Raw genomic sequence first — 16654 nt, 5'->3', positions numbered from 1 at the left:
ACGGATCAGAAATTCATATTAACACCAACAGTAAATGTCCTGACAGAAGGATACTTATCCCGCTCGTCATTACCAGGCGCAAGCCCCAGCCTGTTCACCTCCGGATCAATACCTTTATAACCGGTGATCACAAAGGTGTTCAACGTAGATACATATACGCGCGCCGAATGCATGTACTTCAGTTTCAGATTACGGAAGTTGTACCCCAGCGTGATATTATCTACCTTCCAGAAATCACCATTCTCCACATAATAGCTGTTAAATTCCAGCGGCATATCCTTACTCAGTACAGCCTTGCCGAATACCTTGTCATAAGCTGACTTAAAACGATTGTATTGTTGCAGGCCAGTATTCTCATAATACATGCGTTGATAATTCAGGATCTGGTAATCGAAAGCGCCACGCATAGTGATGTTCAGGTCAAACTGTTTGTAACGGAAAGTATTGTTCCAACCGCCGTAGTATTTAGGAAGCCCGTTACCCAGTACACGTTTATCCTCAAATGCATGCTGATAGTCGTCATACTGAACAGGCTTACCATCACGGCCCTCATAGATCCACTTACCATCTGCTGATATATCAATCACCTTAAAACCATAGAAGTCGCCGATATTATCTCCGATGTTCACAATATGTGTGAATGTCTGAATAGGCTCGCCGGTGCTGCCGGTGGTAAAGTAGTTGTTGGTCGTCTTGTAGAGATTATTGGAAAGGTTCACCAGCTTATTGGTGTTGGTAGAGAAATTCACACTGGTGTTCCATTCAAAATTCTTTGTCTTTATGGGAACAAAGTTCACCAATACTTCCAGTCCTTTATTCTCCATCTTACCTACATTCGCACGTGTGGTCGGATATAGGTTCGGAGGACTCGGCACCTGGTAGTCGTACAACAAACCATTGATGCGACGGATATAATAATCTACACTACCGCTGATCCTTCCGCTATGTATAGAGAAGTCCAATCCTGCATTCGTTTCATGTTTCTCTTCCCATCTCAGATCAGCATTTGGGTTCTGCGATGGTCCCAGTGTCTGTATCCACACACCATTAGAATACACATAATCACCATAACTGAGAATAGCCACACCGAGGAAAAGGTCTGTCGGCTGTGTACCCGTAACACCATAACCGACACGTAATTTCAGGTCGTCGAACAATGTCTGTCTTTTCATGAATGCCTCATTGCTGATACGCCATCCCGCAGAAATAGCCGGGAATGTACCCCAGGGCTTACGCGTACCATACAGCTGACTGGCGGCTTCATGACGTAAGCTAGCCAGCAACAGGTAACGATCGTCAAAACTATAGGTAGCCCTGCCAAAGAAACCGATCAGGTTCGTTTCCAGCTTCTCGCTGAATTCCGGTGCCAGTCCCTCTTTCAAAGCCTGGCCTATACCGATGTTATTATAAGTGAAACGATCTGTCGGGAAGTCCCAGTTCTGCATCCAGTGACTGTTCAACTCACGCTCCTGGTAACTGTACCCGGCAAGTGCAGTGAACTTATGTCTTCTGACGCTGGCATTATACTGTGCCGTCAGTTCCATCAACCTGTCGATGGTTTGTTTTGTGCCGACAGAAGCATAGCCGTTTCTGCTGTCCCTGAGTGTTGAAATATGCCGCTTTGTTTCTGAATATCCCCTGTCTTCATTGTAACGGGTATAAGAGAATAAAGCGGACAATTTAAGCCCTTCTACAGGCAGTAATGTCAATGATCCGTTCAGACGAGTATTTTGAGAAGTATTCCTTCCATCGCTTTCGTAAAGCCTTGACAGCGGATTTTCATAGTTAAACAAGCCCGCCTGTTCAAACCAGTTACCGGCAGAATCACGCGCTGGGGACGTCGGATTACGGATAATGGCCTGTCTGTAAGTATACCCGTTGAAACTAATACCATCGCCGGTAGTCGTGTATTTATTATTGGCACTCAGCATACCGATATTCACGCGCAGTTTATCATCCAGCATACTGTGATTGATATCAATACGGCCGGTGAATGTGCGGTTATCCGATTTCTTCATGATCCCTTCCAATGAGCGGTAGTTCGCATTCGCCAGATAATTTGTCTTTGTATTCCCACCCCTCAATGTCAGGTTATGCACATGTGTTAACGGCGTCTGCGATATTTCCTTTAGCCAGTCTGTATTACTGCCCTGGTCCCAGGAAGCGTCCCTGATACCATCAGCGATCTGCTTCCGGTAGTCCTCAGCAGTCAGCATTTCAGGTTTACGGGCGATGGTTTGGGTACTGACATAACCGCTATACTCTACTGAGTTGTTAAAAACACCACTGGCCCTGCGGGTCGTGATAATGATCACCCCATTAGTACCACGCGTACCATAAATAGCGGCAGCAGAACCATCCTTCAACACATCCACCGATTCAATATCTTCCGGAGCCACCGTCTTCAGATCACCGGGGATACCGTCTATCAGTACCAGCGGATCAGCATTCGCACCCAGCAGGGTTGTATTACCACGCAGGAGGATCTGTGAAGTACTGGTAGGGTCGCCACTGGGCGTACCGATAGAAAGCCCGGCCACTTTACCCTGTAACAACTGACCGGCATCCAGCACATTTCCTTTTACAAAGCTCTCCGACTTTACAGTGGCTACTGCACTGGTCAGATCGCCTTTCCGCAGGCTGCCATAACCAATTACGACAACATCTGCCAGCGAGTTATCACTCAACGCCATCTGGATATTCAGCTGGCTGCGGCCTCTCACAGCTATTTCCTGCGTACGGTAACCGATATAACTGATAAGCAGTGTATCAGCATCATTCTTTGCTTCCAGCGAGAAAACACCCTTATCGTTTGTGATAGTACCTGCTTTAGATGATTTCACCACAATACTAACACCCGGCAATGGCTGCCCCTTCTCATCGGTTATCATACCGGTAATGACCTTTGCCATTCCCGCCGGAACTGGCAGCCCCTGAGCCACTGCCTGCATAGCGGCAGACATAGGCATTCTTTTGATGATGATGTACTTGCCTTCCTGCACATAGAAAAGATCATGTGGCAGCAGTAAAACATCCAGCACATCTTTTAGAGAACGCTCCTTGTTCTCAAGTGCAGGTACGGAAGTATTGCCCGCCAAAGCACCATCTACGATGAAGAAGAAAGGCGCCTGTGTTTCTATGCGCTTCAATACCTTGTCAAGCTTACCTTCCCTGATATTAAGCTGTAGCATGACGGTACTCAGGTCCTGCCCGCTGCTATTGCGGGCTACGAGCAACAACGCCGTTGTGCACAGCACCATTACTATCATGATCACTGTTCGCATTATTTTAAACAAAAGGTCTGGTAAATAATGGAGCGGAATGCCCACGGGCATACCTGTCAAAATACCGTAGTATTTCATATCTTTAATTGCATTTTGTATGATGTAATAGAATACAAAGCCGTAGCGCTTGTTTGCATATATGGTTTGCAGACTCTGATGCAGACAGCGCTATGTTTTTCCCCTTTCCTGTATGGAAAAAAACTTATGTAGTATTACCTGGGAATGTGATTGTCTGTTTCATAACGGGATTGCTTGTTTTTCGTGAAATATTATTGGCTACACCCTTTTCCGCTTATATAGATTTCCTTTCTATCCTGACTGATGCGGAACGTGGAATTATTGATCTTACATAGTAGCTCCAGTACCCTTTCCATAGACGTTTGTTCATCAAAGCTGGCGATGAATGTACATTTTTTCAAAGCTTCGTTTTCAAAGCGGAAAGCCACATCGTACTTTCTGCTCAACATGTTGGCAATGGCTTCAAATGATTCGTTGTTCACTTCAAATCCGCCATTTATCCAGGCGTGATAAACTGTTGCGTTTACTGTTCTTTCTATCGCACTGTCGGTTGTTTGTTCCAGTGTGATCTGTTCATTGGCTGTTAATACTGATATACGTTTCTGTTCGTCCTCTACTTTGATCTTTCCGGAAGCGACCGTGATAGCGGTAGGTTCTCCTTCATAAGCTTTAATATTGAACCTGGTGCCCAGCACGGTGGTAGTACTGCCTCCGGCCTTTATGACAAAAGGTTTAGCAGCTTTCCTTACATCGAAGAATGCTTCGCCGCTTAACGTAACTTCCCTATGCTGCAGGTCTTCACTATACAACAGTTTACTGTCTGCATTCAGCCATACAATTGAACTGTCGGGCAGCACGATCCTGTTCTGCTGTTCTTTAGGGACGTATACGGCCAGTTTCTTTTCAACCTTCTTCGGATATAAGACCCAGATCCCGGCGCCTATCATGATAGCGGCAGCCATCCACCATACGGTCGACAAATACCGCTTCCGGGAGCGCTCTTCATTCCTGACTATATCCATTTCCTCCTTTCCGTACCATTGCATCAGGATATCGGTCTCCTCTTTTGTAGCGGTGCCTGCCAGCCATTTGCGGGCAAGATCATGGATGTAATCGTCAGGCATATTTCCGTGTTATATTAATTAAGAGTGTACAACTGACAATTTACCCTTGCTCAGTAATAAGTTTTTTTTCAGAAAAGAGTGGAGTGTAAGGCGCTTAGTTTAAGACGTAATATTTTCAGAGCTTTCGTGAGGTGGCCTTCGGCAGTTTTGGTAGATATATTAAATGTCTCTGCCGCCTGCGGAATGGAATAATCGAGTAACTTATTATAATAGAATACCTGCCGGCTTTTTTCGGGCAGTTCATTGGCGATGGTCTCTATCAATTGTAATAAGAGCCTGTCATTTACGAGCGACTCAATATCGGCGTCATTAGGAGTAATATCAGATAGTGCTTTCATCCTGGAGGCAATGGTCTGTTTACTGGCCAGGTAATGAAATACGGCGTATCGGGTAATGGCGAACAGGTAAGGTTTCAGGGCGGTGATCTCTATAGTATGTCTTTTCTCCCATAAAATAATAAAGGTATCCTGTACGATCTCTTCAGCGATTTCCCTGACCTGAAGGCGCTTCATGGTAACGTGAAACAACAGGTCCCAATACCGGCTGTACACTTCGTTAAAAGCGTCTACGGAATCTGCCTTGATCATGTACCACAGATCGTTATCCGTACAAGTGGAATCGGGATGAATGTGTGCGTTTTTCACGTGAAAAGTATAAAGACTATAACATGTGTTCTACATACCCTTATAAGTGTGTAATCTACAATTAAATCTTTACTTTTCCAATATGGGATTAGTTGTCAGGAAAAACGACTGCTGTTATATTTTTCCTTTATATATTATATGGGATCATGAGGCGGTAGCATTCACAGCATTCATCATCGTACATCCTACTATTCCCGCAGTTTCGGTACGCAGGCGGGTGTCTCCCAGTGAAACGGGTTGAAATCCTTTCTCTAGTGCCAGTCTGATCTCATCTGGCGTAAAATCGCCTTCAGGCCCTATCAGCAGTAAACTATCCTTACCGGGCTGCATGGCTTGCCAGAGATGCTGTTTTTGTTCCGGCAGGCAATGGGCGATGAACAACTGTGCTGCCGGCGGCTGTTGTACTAGCGCCTCAAAAGTAACGGGGGCGGTTAGTTCCGGCAGGTAATACTGCTGCGACTGTAACATGGCAGAGACGAGGATATTCTCGAAACGGTCCGCCCGGAACTTCTCCTTTTCAGTACGCTGGCTCACCAGGGGAATAATGGTCTGCATACCGATCTCGGTCGCTTTCTCCAGGAACCATTCTATGCGGGACGTATTTTTTGTGAAAGAGATAGCAATACGAACAGGCGCTTTTACAGGCGGCATCAGTTCATAGTCTTTGATCTGCACAACGCATTTCTTACGGTTATCATCCGTAATAGCAGCGGTGTACCGTCCCCCACGACCGTCGGCCAGCTGTACTTCATCGCCTGCCTCATGCCGCAACACCTGGATGCAGTATTTGGAGGTAGGTTCGTCCATCGTGTAATGCCCGGCGCCGGGAGTTAGATCTTTTGCGTAAAACATGATAGCCTGTTGGATTTTTGCAAATATCGGTTACTTGATTGAGAATAGGGAAAGAGTATTTTTCAAATAACATAACTGAAAAACCGCCTCATTTGTAATGAGACGGCCGTTCAAAATATATTTAGGGGCAATAACAAAATCAGACTTTTGTGATCCTGGAGAAGGAGGTGATGTCAATAGCCTATTACGTCATCAATTGCCTTCAGGATCTTCGATTCCACACAGAAGAAACAGGCTTCAGCTTTTGTTAACCGCGGATCTTCCATTTTCTTTTTAAAAGATGCATACTGTGCGCTCACTTTCTCCTGAAAAGCCCTGGCTACATTGCGATGCGGCCCGCGACTGATACTAAGCAATCTCACGTATTTGTTCAACGTGTTAAAGCCTTTCATTAAGGCTGTAAATTGTTCATTCCCCATAATAATATAAGTTTTACTGAAGTTAAGATGGTGGGAGAATACTAACAAATAATGAGAAAAATTTCAGCAGATCTGAACATCACCGTTTCGTTAGTATTTTTTCTATATCGCGCTACGATTTTATCGATTATAATGGATGCCACAAAATATTTCTATCGGTAAAGAACACACGCAACACAAATCAAAACAAGATAAAAAAGCTATATTGCTTTTAAATATCCATTGTGTCTGATAAACTGAATTATGTAAATGATAACATAGTAACCCCAGTTTATAATATTAATGACAAATATGCGCTGATAAGCGAGCATAATTTAACTATGAAAGACCTGATTAATCTTTGTGGTGGCATACCATCCAGGGAGGTTACTGAATGCAGGTTAGAAATCATCTCAGGTTCTAAAAACGTTATCCATATCAAGGTCTTTACTAATTTATACGAGGTAGTACGTACTATAAATTTCGAATCCAAGACAATAGATAATCATTTTATGCTTGTATATAAAAAGGGGGAAAATATAGGAACCTGTTTATTTTTAAATCAGGTAAAAGCGGCCATTAAAAGGCGATTTGTAAAACTTAAAACAACCGCACTCGCCCCGAATCATGGAGAGGACACTGCCTGGCTGGGATATTACTTTTGGGGAAAAGTAGGATATAAGATGGCAGCTGATGATCAAATAGAATTTGTAAAATGGTCAAAGGAGTTTGGAAGAAATGAAAGTTCTCTTCGAGAATTATTATTAACTAGAGAAGGCACTGAATTGTGGAAAAAGTACGGCTACACATGGATGGGGGAATTTTATCTGAATGGCAAAGGGAAATGTTTACATTATCTGACACTTTATCTGCAAGGGAAAAATATGCCTTTTGATATAGAGTTCCCTGCGCTAAATGTGTGGCAAATGCAGTAGTTGATGCTTTACTTCTGTGATGCTTTTATGTTTATTCTCCAAAACAAATTCTTTTTGCCTGGGATACGTCTCTTCTACTGCCTCAATACCCCTTTCATTGAAAAGCAGGAAAGCCAAAAGCATTTCACTAATAATTATCTTTTTCCTGTAAGATTCTTTTTCTTTATTATCCATCTATACAAATTTAACAAAAAAAGACGGTTCTATTTAAAACAAAGATTTTAATCATCTTCAAAATAAATAAAACCGCCTTTTGCAGAGAACCTGTTATTTCAAATAATAATACTGCAATCACTTACCAGCAATCGCCTCTCTCGTCTTATGCTGAAACCTAAAAAACAACAGTATCGACGCAGTCAGCAACCCTATCAGTAATCCCCACCAGATGCCTTGCACACCGTATCCAAGATAGATTCCCAACAGGTAACCTACGGGCAATCCCAACACCCAATACGCCAACAGTGTGATCACAGTTGGGACCCGTACATCGCCTAATCCTCTCAGTATTCCAAGTCCAACTACCTGCGTACCGTCAAACAATTGGAAGAAGGCTGCAATGATGAGCAGGTTAGCTGCAATATCGATAACAGCAGTATCACTGATATACATCAACGGTAACAACCTGCATCCGACCATAAAGATGAGCGCTGTAATACCCATCATCACCAGTACCATATGATAACTGGCAATTGCGGATGATCTTAGCTCCCTCCACTTTCCTGCGCCAAAATGATTACCGCTTCTGATACCCGCCGCAGAAGAAATACCGCTGGCCATCATGTAAGTAATAGACGCAAGATTGATCGCTATCTGATGGGCAGCCTGTTCTCTGGCGCCGATCCAGCCGGCCATCACAATGGCGCTGCTGAAGGCGCTCACTTCAAAGATGTATTGCAGCGCAACAGGAGTACCGATACCCAGGATCTGTTTGATCGCAGCTACAGACAGATAACGCTGCCGGAAATGGACCAGGTATTCCTTGAAACGGGGAGATGACAACACATACCAGGCCATAGCAACAGCCATCAGAACCCGGTCTGTCAGCGTACTGATACCCACGCCTATCACGCCCAGTTTAGGCGCTCCAAATAGTCCATATACCAACGTAATGCCTATTATTATGTTCAGCACATTGCCGATAATACTGATGTTCATCGCCTGCCTGGTAAATCCTAATCCTTCTGCAAATTGTTTGAAGGTCAGGAAGATCATCAGCGGGAAAAAGGAAACACCCAATAATTGAAAGAACGGCCTGGCCAATACACGTACCTCTTCCTCCTGTCCAAGCAGATGCAGGTAATTGCTGCCCACTATGATAGTGGCTGACAATAGTAATCCCAGCACGATATTGATAACGAGGCTATGACGTAATAGGAAACCGCATTGGGCAAGGTTCTTCCGTCCATGTTCCTGTGCAATCAATGGAGTGAGGCCATAAGACATACCGATGCCTACCACCATGAATATTGAAAACAGGCTGCTGCCAAGCGCTACTGCCGCCAGCGGAACATCTCCGGTATGACCGATGATAACTGTATCAGAAAAAGCTACCAGTACATGTCCCAGCTGGGAAATAACGACGGGATATGCTAACCGGAAATTGTCTTTGTAGTACAGACGATATTTAGTCCACATAGTGATAACGGGAAATTAAAAAAGGCGCCCCGTTTTGAAGGAGCGCCTTTCAGTATTTTACTGAATCTGTTTAGTTAAAAAGGAGCATCTTCAAATCCTTCATCGAAGGTCATATCGTTCATCTTGGAACCCTTTTGAATATAGAGTTTCGCTTCATCGTTAGCGCCGCTGTCGCCACCACCACGCAATCCTGCAAATGCATTGCTGCTACCACCGCCGCCGCCAGGGTTTTCCAGACTACCATCGTCTTCGAAACGCTGGAATTCCAGTACCGCACGCAGCTTAATGGTATCCAGCTGACCGTTACGGTGTTTCGCTATACGCACGTGGGTTTCACCTTTGTTGGATTCGCCCATCTCATTGGTATTGATCTCGTAATATTCAGGACGGTACAGGAACATTACCATGTCGGCATCCTGCTCGATCGCACCAGATTCACGGAGGTCACTCAACTGCGGCATCTTGTTACCGTCTTTACGCTTTTCCACATCACGGCTCAACTGGGAGAGGGCCAGGATCGGAACGTGCAGCTCCTTCGCCAACCCTTTCAGGTCCCTGGAGATCTTACTGATCTCCTGCTCACGGTTCGTACCCTTTCCATCGGCGCTGCCACTCATCAGCTGCAGGTAGTCGATGATGATCACCCCTACCCCGTGGTTATGTACCAGCCTTCTGGCTTTTGCACGCAACTCGAAGATGTTCAGTGCCGGGGTATCGTCTATGAAGATAGGCGCTTTTGCCAGGCGTTCAATACCGTGGGTCATCAGCTTCTTCATTTCATACTCTTCCAGTTTACCCCTGGTGATCTTTTCAAGCTTTATTTCTGACTCCGCAGACAGGATACGCTGTACGATCTGTCCGGACGACATTTCTAAGGAGAACACCGCAGCTCCTTTCGGGAATCTGGGGTGAAGGGCGGCATTCCTGGCCAGGTTCAGTGCGAAAGCCGTCTTACCCACCGCAGGACGTGCCGCGATGATAATCAAGTCGGTCGACTGCCAGCCATAGGTCACCTTATCGAGTGAAGGGAAGCCGGAAGGCACCCCAGTGATATCGTCTCCACGGTTACGCAGGTCTTCGATACGTTTCATGGTGTTCACCAATACGCGGTCGATACTGTCGTAGTTCTTACGTAAGTGGTTATTGGTAACCTCAAACAGTTTGCTTTCTGCGGAATCCAGCAGGTCGAACACGTCTGCCGTGTCCTCGTAGGACTCACTCAGGATCTCTCCGGATATGCGGATCAGTTCCCGCTGAATGAACTTCTGCAGGATGATACGGGCATGCGCCTCAATATTGGCGGAAGAAACCACCATATTGGTCAGCCGGGTAATATAATATGGGCCGCCCACTATTTCCAGTTCGCCCATTGAACGCAGTTCCTCCACAACGGTCAGGATGTCCACCGGCATGGATTTTCCCGCCAGCTTAGTCATAGCCGTAAATATCTTCTGATGCGCTTCTACATAAAAACACTCCCCTTTCAATATCTCTACCACCGTGTCAAATGCTCCTTTTTCCAGCATAATGGCTCCCAGTACAGCCTCCTCCATCTCCTTCGCCTGCGGAGGAATCTTGCCGTACATCATGGTAGATACGTCAACGGACGGCTTACGGCGTACGTTGCGGTCTTTCTTTAGATTGAGATCCATTTATATTCTCGTGATTAGTCTGTTAATCAAAAAGTTAAAAGTCGTGGCGTCCTTAGTTGTTGTTACAATTTTATTGTACCAGTTTGAGCTACTCCCGTTTTATCAAATTGTAAACTTTTTTGGGCCTTTCAAACTAAGGTAACCGCAATTTTCCATTTTCTAAAGTTTGCCTGGGTATATAATTTATAAGGTGACATGCACAGGTTATGCACCCGCAAAATGACAGTTATGCACTGACTATCGATTCATTATCCACCAAATTCACACACTATCCCCATGCAAAGGTCAGGATATTCACAAACAATGTGCAAAAAAGTTTCACACATAAGCCTTGATGATTTGCACATTTCCTCTTTGGAAACGTTTCCGTCGTTTTCGCGTCCGGGTTAGCGGTATAAACTGGTGTGATTATTGAAAAGAGGCAGAGGAACTGGAAATCCCCGGGCCGGCTTGGATACTTTCCCAATTTATCTGCAAAATCAATCCGCGAAGGGGTATAAAAACTTAAATTGTTATGTAAAGCTTAAATTGTGCATCTGCAAAGTCCATACTGAATTTACAATTATCTGTTAAGTCAATCCTGATCCTCACTATAAAACTGTAAACCTATTTCAGGACGAAACGTCGCTTAGATACCGCTTATATATCGCTTATGTATCGCTCATCCTACGTTCATCTTACGTTCATGAACGTAAGATGAACGTAGGATGAGCGATACATAAGCGATGTATAAGCGATGACTGCCCGGTAATACCCTGGCTTACGGTTAACGATAAAAAAAAGCTAATATGATCTCCGGATCCGGGCTGAAAACTTCGCCTTATATCCAACGATGCGTCGTATATGCGCCATGTATGAAGCATGTATACGTCATGTATAAAGCGTACTTTCCCTTTTTTCCCCCTCCCTCCCGCTATTCCTTCCCGGCTATAGGGACTATTCGTGATTTACACTAACTTTACGGCACTTATATAAATTTACAAATGACTATTTCGTACAATTGGCTGTGTGACTATTTGCCGGTTAAACCTACGCCGGAGGAACTATCTGTTATCTTGACGCGTATAGGCCTCGAGGTGGAAAGCCTGGAACAATTCGAGTCCGTAAAAGGCAGTCTCGAAGGACTGGTGATCGGCGAGGTACTGACCGTAGCTCCCCATCCTAATGCCGATAAACTGAGATTAACTACAGTAAATACAGGCAGTGGCGAACCGCTGCATATCGTTTGCGGGGCCCCTAACGTGGCCGCCGGACAAAAAGTAGTAATAGCGCCTATCGGGACTACCATCTATCCTGCCAGCGGCGAACCGCTGACCATGAAGAAGGCCAAGATCCGTGGGGAAGAAAGCCATGGAATGATCTGTGCAGAAGATGAGATCGGCCTCGGCGGCAGCCATGCCGGTATCATGGTACTGGACCCTTCCCTGGTACCAGGTACTCCTGCCAGGGACGTATTTAAACCTGTTCAGGACTGGGTGTATGAAATAGGGCTGACCCCCAACAGGATGGACGCAATGAGCCACCTGGGTGTTGCCAAAGATGTGTGCGCTTACCTGAATAATAGCGAAAACACACTGAAATACAAAGCATTAGCACCAGAACTGACCACCCTGCCCAAAGCAGCAGCTCCGCTTCAGATCGGTGTGACTATAGAAAACACAAACGCCTGTCCAAGATATAGCGGCATTTCCATCACTGGTGTGAAGATCGCCCCTTCTCCGGATTGGTTAAAGAATAAACTGCTGGCCATCGGTGTACGCCCTATTAATAATATAGTGGACATCACCAACTTCATCCTGCATGAAACCGGTCAGCCGTTACATGCATTTGACGCCGACGCTATCGACGGTCGTCAGGTGATCGTAAAGAACCTGCCACAGAACACGCTTTTTGTAACGCTGGATGAAAAGGAACGCAAACTGGACGCCGCAGACCTGATGATCTGTAACGGTAAAAGTGAGCCAATGTGTATTGCCGGTGTTTTCGGCGGACTCCATTCCGGTGTAACAGACGCTACCACCAACATATTCCTGGAAAGCGCCTGTTTCAGCCCGGCAAGCATCCGCCCTACCTCTTTCCGTCATGGCCTCCGCACCGACGCGGCCGCCCGTTTCGAAAAGGGTACAGACATCTCAGCTACAGTCTATGTACTGCAGCGCGCTGCCGCACTGATCTGCGAACTGGCCGGCGGTCAGGCTGCTTCTGAAGTGGTTGATGTTTATCCACAACCAAAGGCACAAACAGAAGTAGAAACCAGCTTTAACTACATCCATAAACTGAGCGGAAAGGCTTATCCGGAAGATAAAATTGTGAATATCCTGAGCAGCCTGGGCTTCGGCATCCTCAAAAAAGATGCGGAAAGACTGCGGGTAAGCGTGCCTTATAGCAAACCTGACATCAGCATTCCAGCCGATCTCGTGGAAGAAGTCATGCGTATTGATGGTCTGGATAATATCGAGATTCCTTCCCAGGTACTGATCACTCCTTCCGCCAATCTGAAGCCAGATCCGGAAAGAGTACGTGAGAAAGCGGCTAACTACCTGGCATCCAACGGATTTAACGAGATTTTCACCAACTCTATCACCAATAGTAAGTATTTTACACCTGAGGTGCAGGAGTATACCGTGAAAATGATCAACAGCCTCAGCGCCGACCTGGACGTGATGCGCCCTTCCATGCTGGAAACCGGCCTTGAAAGTGTTGCACACAACCTGAACCGTCGTAATGACAACCTGTTGTTCTTCGAATTCGGTAATACATATGCTGTTAAGGAACAAGGGAAATATGAAGAAACTGCTCATCTGAGCCTCTACATGACCGGCCAGAAAAGAACGGAAAACTGGATGCACAAGGCTGAACCGGTAGATTTCTACTTCCTGAAAGGCTATGTACAGAACCTGTTCAAACAGTTAGGCATCACAGGTCTGCAGTGGTCAGAAGCAGAGAACGATTCCCTGCAGAACGGCTGGCAGATCAGTGTAAAAAACAAGCCGGTAGTAGTGCTCGGCGCTGTTAATGCACAGAAACTGAAACAGTTCGATATTAAGCAACAGGTACTGTTTGCCGACTTCAACTGGAAGATTGTATTGGGATTACTGCAAAAAAGCGATAACTTTTACAAAGAAATACCGAAGTTCCCGGCTGTTCGCCGTGACCTCGCCCTCGTACTGGACAAACAGGTAAAATTTGCTGCTGTGGAAGCTGCCGCTAAAACAGTGAAGTCTTCCCTGCTGCAGGAACTGAACCTGTTTGACGTTTTTGAGAGTGAGAAACTGGGCGCCAATAAAAAGTCATACGCCGTTAGCTTCACCTTCCAGGATGCACAGAAAACCCTTACCGATAAGGAAATTGACGCGGTAATGGATAAGCTGGTAAAAGCATTCGAAGGACAGTTACAGGCGGAAATCAGGAAATAATTAGGAACAGGGAATCGGGGATAGTCATCCGAAATCATTCCTGGTTCCCTGCTCCCGATCAATGAATTAACTTTTATGGCTTTAGAGCAGTACATACAAAGGATAGACGATAAGCTCCATTTGTTGTTAAAAAAGCTACAGCAGGTGCAGGCTGAAAATGTATTGCTAAAAGAGCAATTGCAGGCACAGGAAGGAACACTGGCAGCCCAGGAGGAAACGATCGCTAATCTGGAAAACAAGCTACATCTGGCCAAAATGGCCGTGGCTACCCAGGGGTCGCCGTCCAACCGGGAGGATGACGAAGAATTCAGAAAGGAAATGCGAAACAAGATCAATGATTATATCAAAGAGATCGATCGCTGTATCGCACTGTTAAACAGCTAGTTAAAACCAAATCCACCAACATGGAACCGCTGATTCCCATAAATATTGTGGTAGCCGACAGGTCTTACCGCATTAAGATAAAGCCGGAAGAGGAAGAGGAAGTACGCCGTACCATGAAGGAAGTGAACGAAAAGATCATTGAATTCAAAACAGCGTACGCCGGTAAAGACCTCCAGGACTATATTGCGATGGTCCTTATCATGTACGCCACCCATCCTGTAACAAGCGGTGGGAAGATACAGGCTGGCCTGGCGCCATTCCTGGAAGAGAAGTTACAGCACCTCGAAGCGCTGCTGGACAACTCGCTGAAGTAAGAAAGATCAGCAATTAAGCAGGCAGGAGACCGGAACAGTGAGCTGAACGTGTATGAAACCATTCCTGATTCCCAGCTTAGATTTCTGATTGAAACAGATCTGTGATGCTCTAAAATAATTTTGAAAAAGTAGATTAGCAGCTAGTAACGTATTGAAATAAAACTACAACATATTACTAAGGTAATCAACGCTTTATCCACTTATTGACTATAGGGTTCTCCTGTAAGCTTCCACACATCTGCATATCAGCACGTCGTTCCGTCGTTTCGCACGTTCTTTTTTGTATTTTCGCGAATCAAGTTCTAAACCCTTTACCTTTTCCACGGAATGGGATATGGCAAAGAATGCAACATAAATCAAGTATTAAAATTTTTGTATGGAAGTTATTTTAATGTCGACAATAGCTGCAGTAGTGGCTTTGATCATAGGTATTTTGTTAGGTAAGGTGATTTTTGCCAAGAACACTCAACATAAAATACAAGAGGCAGAATTACAGGCACAGAAAATAGTATCCGAAGCACAACTTACCGCAGAGAACCTGAAGAAGGACAAACTACTGGAAGCAAAAGAAAAATTCCTCCAGCTGAAAAGTGAGCACGAGAAAGAAGTTTTACAACGTAACCAGAAAATAGCAGATTCAGAGAACCGCATCAAACAGAAAGAGCAGACACTGAACCAGAAGACCGAGAACCTTCAGAAACAGATGCAGGAGAACGAGGCGATCAAAGAAAACCTCAACCGTCAGATGGAACTGGTTGCCATAAAACGTACTGAACTGGAGAAACACCAGGAAGAGCATATCCGCCGCCTGGAAAAAGTAGCTGCCCTGACCGCTGAAGAAGCCCGTCACCAGCTCATCGAAAGCCTGAAAGAAGAAGCCCGTTCACAGGCGCTGGCACACATCCAGGAAATTATTGAGGATGCTAAACTGAAAGCAAACAAAGAAGCTAAAAAGATCATCATACAGTCCATCCAGCGTACTGCTGCCGAGCAGACCATCGAGAACGCTATTACCGTGTTCAACCTGGAAAGCGACGAGATCAAAGGCCAGATCATCGGCCGTGAAGGACGTAACATCCGTGCTATTGAAGCCGCTACCGGTGTTGACCTGATCGTAGATGATACCCCTGAAGCGATCGTACTGTCTTCCTTCGATCCATTACGCCGTGAGATCGCCCGTTTATCCCTGCAACGCCTGGTACAGGACGGACGTATCCACCCTGCACGTATCGAAGAAGTAGTAGAAAAGACTAAGAAACAACTGGAAGAACAAGTAATGGATATCGGTGAAAGAACTGTGATCGAGCTGGGTATCCATGGCTTACATAAAGAACTCGTTCGTCTGGTAGGTAAGATGCGTTTCCGTTCTTCTTACGGTCAGAACCTCCTGATGCACTCTAAAGAAACTGCTAACCTTTGTGCTGTAATGGCTGCGGAACTGGGTCTGAACCCTAAACTGGCTAAACGTGCCGGTCTGCTGCACGACATTGGTAAAGTACCTGATGAAGAAACTGAACTGAGCCACGCACTGCTGGGCGCTAAACTGGCTGAGAAATACGGTGAGCACGCTGCGGTAGTGAACGCTATCGGCGCGCACCACGATGAAATGGAAATGCAATATGTGATCTCCCCTATCATCCAGGCTTGTGACGCCATCAGTGGTGCACGTCCGGGTGCTCGTCGTGAGATCATGCAGAGCTACCTGCAACGTATCAAAGACCTGGAAAACCTGGCCCTCGCCCATGATGGTGTGGAAAAAGCTTACGCTATCCAGGCAGGCCGCGAACTGCGCGTGATCGTTGAAAGTGATAAAGTAACAGATAACGACGCTGACCGTCTGTCTTTCGAGATCGCTAACAAGATCCAGACTGAAATGCAGTACCCTGGTCAGATCAAAGTAACCGTGATCCGTGAGAAACGTGCCGTGAACGTAGCGCGCTAAACTGACAACTGTATAACCTATTTTAAAAGGCGTCCTGAAAACAGGACGCCTTTTTT

13 protein-coding genes are annotated in these 16654 nt (G+C 45.6%); 5 read left to right on the top strand and 8 right to left on the bottom strand.

Annotated features, from left to right (window positions below; all coding sequences use genetic code 11):
• Nucleotides 1-5: 5 nt before the first annotated feature.
• From C7475_RS23790 to C7475_RS23770, 5 genes are all read right to left on the bottom strand, one after another.
• Nucleotides 6-3284: a SusC/RagA family TonB-linked outer membrane protein gene (locus C7475_RS23790; protein ID WP_233259943.1), complete on the bottom strand. Its 3279-nt coding sequence runs from the start codon at nucleotides 3282-3284 to the stop codon at nucleotides 6-8.
• A 269-nt stretch (nucleotides 3285-3553) separates the two neighbouring features.
• The gene (locus C7475_RS23785) at nucleotides 3554-4426 is read right to left on the bottom strand and encodes a FecR family protein (protein WP_110055914.1); all 873 of its coding nucleotides are present in this window, start codon (nucleotides 4424-4426) and stop codon (nucleotides 3554-3556) included.
• A 68-nt stretch (nucleotides 4427-4494) separates the two neighbouring features.
• Nucleotides 4495-5070 (bottom strand): sigma-70 family RNA polymerase sigma factor, encoded by a 576-nt coding sequence (locus C7475_RS23780; protein ID WP_146217637.1) that lies wholly within the window; start codon nucleotides 5068-5070, stop codon nucleotides 4495-4497.
• A gap of 144 nt (nucleotides 5071-5214) precedes the next feature.
• Entirely contained in the window at nucleotides 5215-5922 is a 708-nt protein-coding gene (locus C7475_RS23775; RefSeq protein ID WP_110055912.1) for a 16S rRNA (uracil(1498)-N(3))-methyltransferase, read from the bottom strand.
• A 173-nt stretch (nucleotides 5923-6095) separates the two neighbouring features.
• A complete protein-coding gene (locus tag C7475_RS23770; protein ID WP_110055911.1) occupies nucleotides 6096-6341 on the bottom strand; it encodes a hypothetical protein in 246 nt (81 codons plus the stop codon).
• A 224-nt stretch (nucleotides 6342-6565) separates the two neighbouring features.
• Between C7475_RS23770 and C7475_RS23765 the strand changes: the two genes are divergently transcribed.
• Nucleotides 6566-7255, top strand: a complete 690-nt coding sequence (locus C7475_RS23765) for a hypothetical protein (protein WP_110055910.1) — start codon at nucleotides 6566-6568, stop codon at nucleotides 7253-7255.
• On the opposite strand, the gene C7475_RS23760 is transcribed toward C7475_RS23765, so the two are convergent.
• The 3 genes from C7475_RS23760 to dnaB form a co-directional block, all read right to left on the bottom strand.
• A complete protein-coding gene (locus tag C7475_RS23760) occupies nucleotides 7232-7429 on the bottom strand; it encodes a hypothetical protein (protein WP_110055909.1) in 198 nt (65 codons plus the stop codon). The two genes, C7475_RS23765 and C7475_RS23760, sit on opposite strands and share 24 nt — an antisense overlap.
• A 117-nt stretch (nucleotides 7430-7546) precedes the next feature.
• Nucleotides 7547-8890 (bottom strand): MATE family efflux transporter, encoded by a 1344-nt coding sequence (locus C7475_RS23755; protein ID WP_110055908.1) that lies wholly within the window; start codon nucleotides 8888-8890, stop codon nucleotides 7547-7549.
• Nucleotides 8891-8964: 74 nt separating this feature from the next.
• Nucleotides 8965-10542 carry a replicative DNA helicase gene (gene dnaB / locus C7475_RS23750; protein WP_110055907.1) on the bottom strand — a complete coding sequence of 526 codons (1578 nt, stop codon included), beginning with the start codon at nucleotides 10540-10542 and terminating at the stop codon, nucleotides 8965-8967.
• A gap of 983 nt (nucleotides 10543-11525) precedes the next feature.
• On the opposite strand from dnaB, the gene pheT reads away from it, so the two are divergent.
• The 4 genes from pheT (at nucleotide 11526) to rny (ending at nucleotide 16598) form a co-directional block, all read left to right on the top strand.
• Nucleotides 11526-13958, top strand: coding sequence for a phenylalanine--tRNA ligase subunit beta (gene pheT / locus C7475_RS23745; RefSeq protein WP_110055906.1), 2433 nt, complete (start codon nucleotides 11526-11528; stop codon nucleotides 13956-13958).
• A gap of 75 nt (nucleotides 13959-14033) precedes the next feature.
• Entirely contained in the window at nucleotides 14034-14342 is a 309-nt protein-coding gene (locus C7475_RS23740) for a hypothetical protein (RefSeq protein ID WP_110055905.1), read from the top strand.
• Nucleotides 14343-14362: 20 nt separating this feature from the next.
• Nucleotides 14363-14656 carry a cell division protein ZapA gene (locus C7475_RS23735; protein ID WP_110055904.1) on the top strand — a complete coding sequence of 98 codons (294 nt, stop codon included), beginning with the start codon at nucleotides 14363-14365 and terminating at the stop codon, nucleotides 14654-14656.
• Nucleotides 14657-15032: 376 nt separating this feature from the next.
• The gene (gene rny / locus C7475_RS23730) at nucleotides 15033-16598 is read left to right on the top strand and encodes a ribonuclease Y (RefSeq protein WP_110055903.1); all 1566 of its coding nucleotides are present in this window, start codon (nucleotides 15033-15035) and stop codon (nucleotides 16596-16598) included.
• Nucleotides 16599-16654: the final 56 nt, after the last annotated feature.

Origin of the sequence: Chitinophaga sp. S165, from assembly GCF_003182155.1 — a bacterium.
Taxonomy (GTDB): Bacteria; Bacteroidota; Bacteroidia; order Chitinophagales; family Chitinophagaceae; genus Chitinophaga.
The sequence above is the reverse complement of the archived record's forward strand: the minus strand, read 5'-3'. Positions and strand labels throughout refer to the sequence as shown.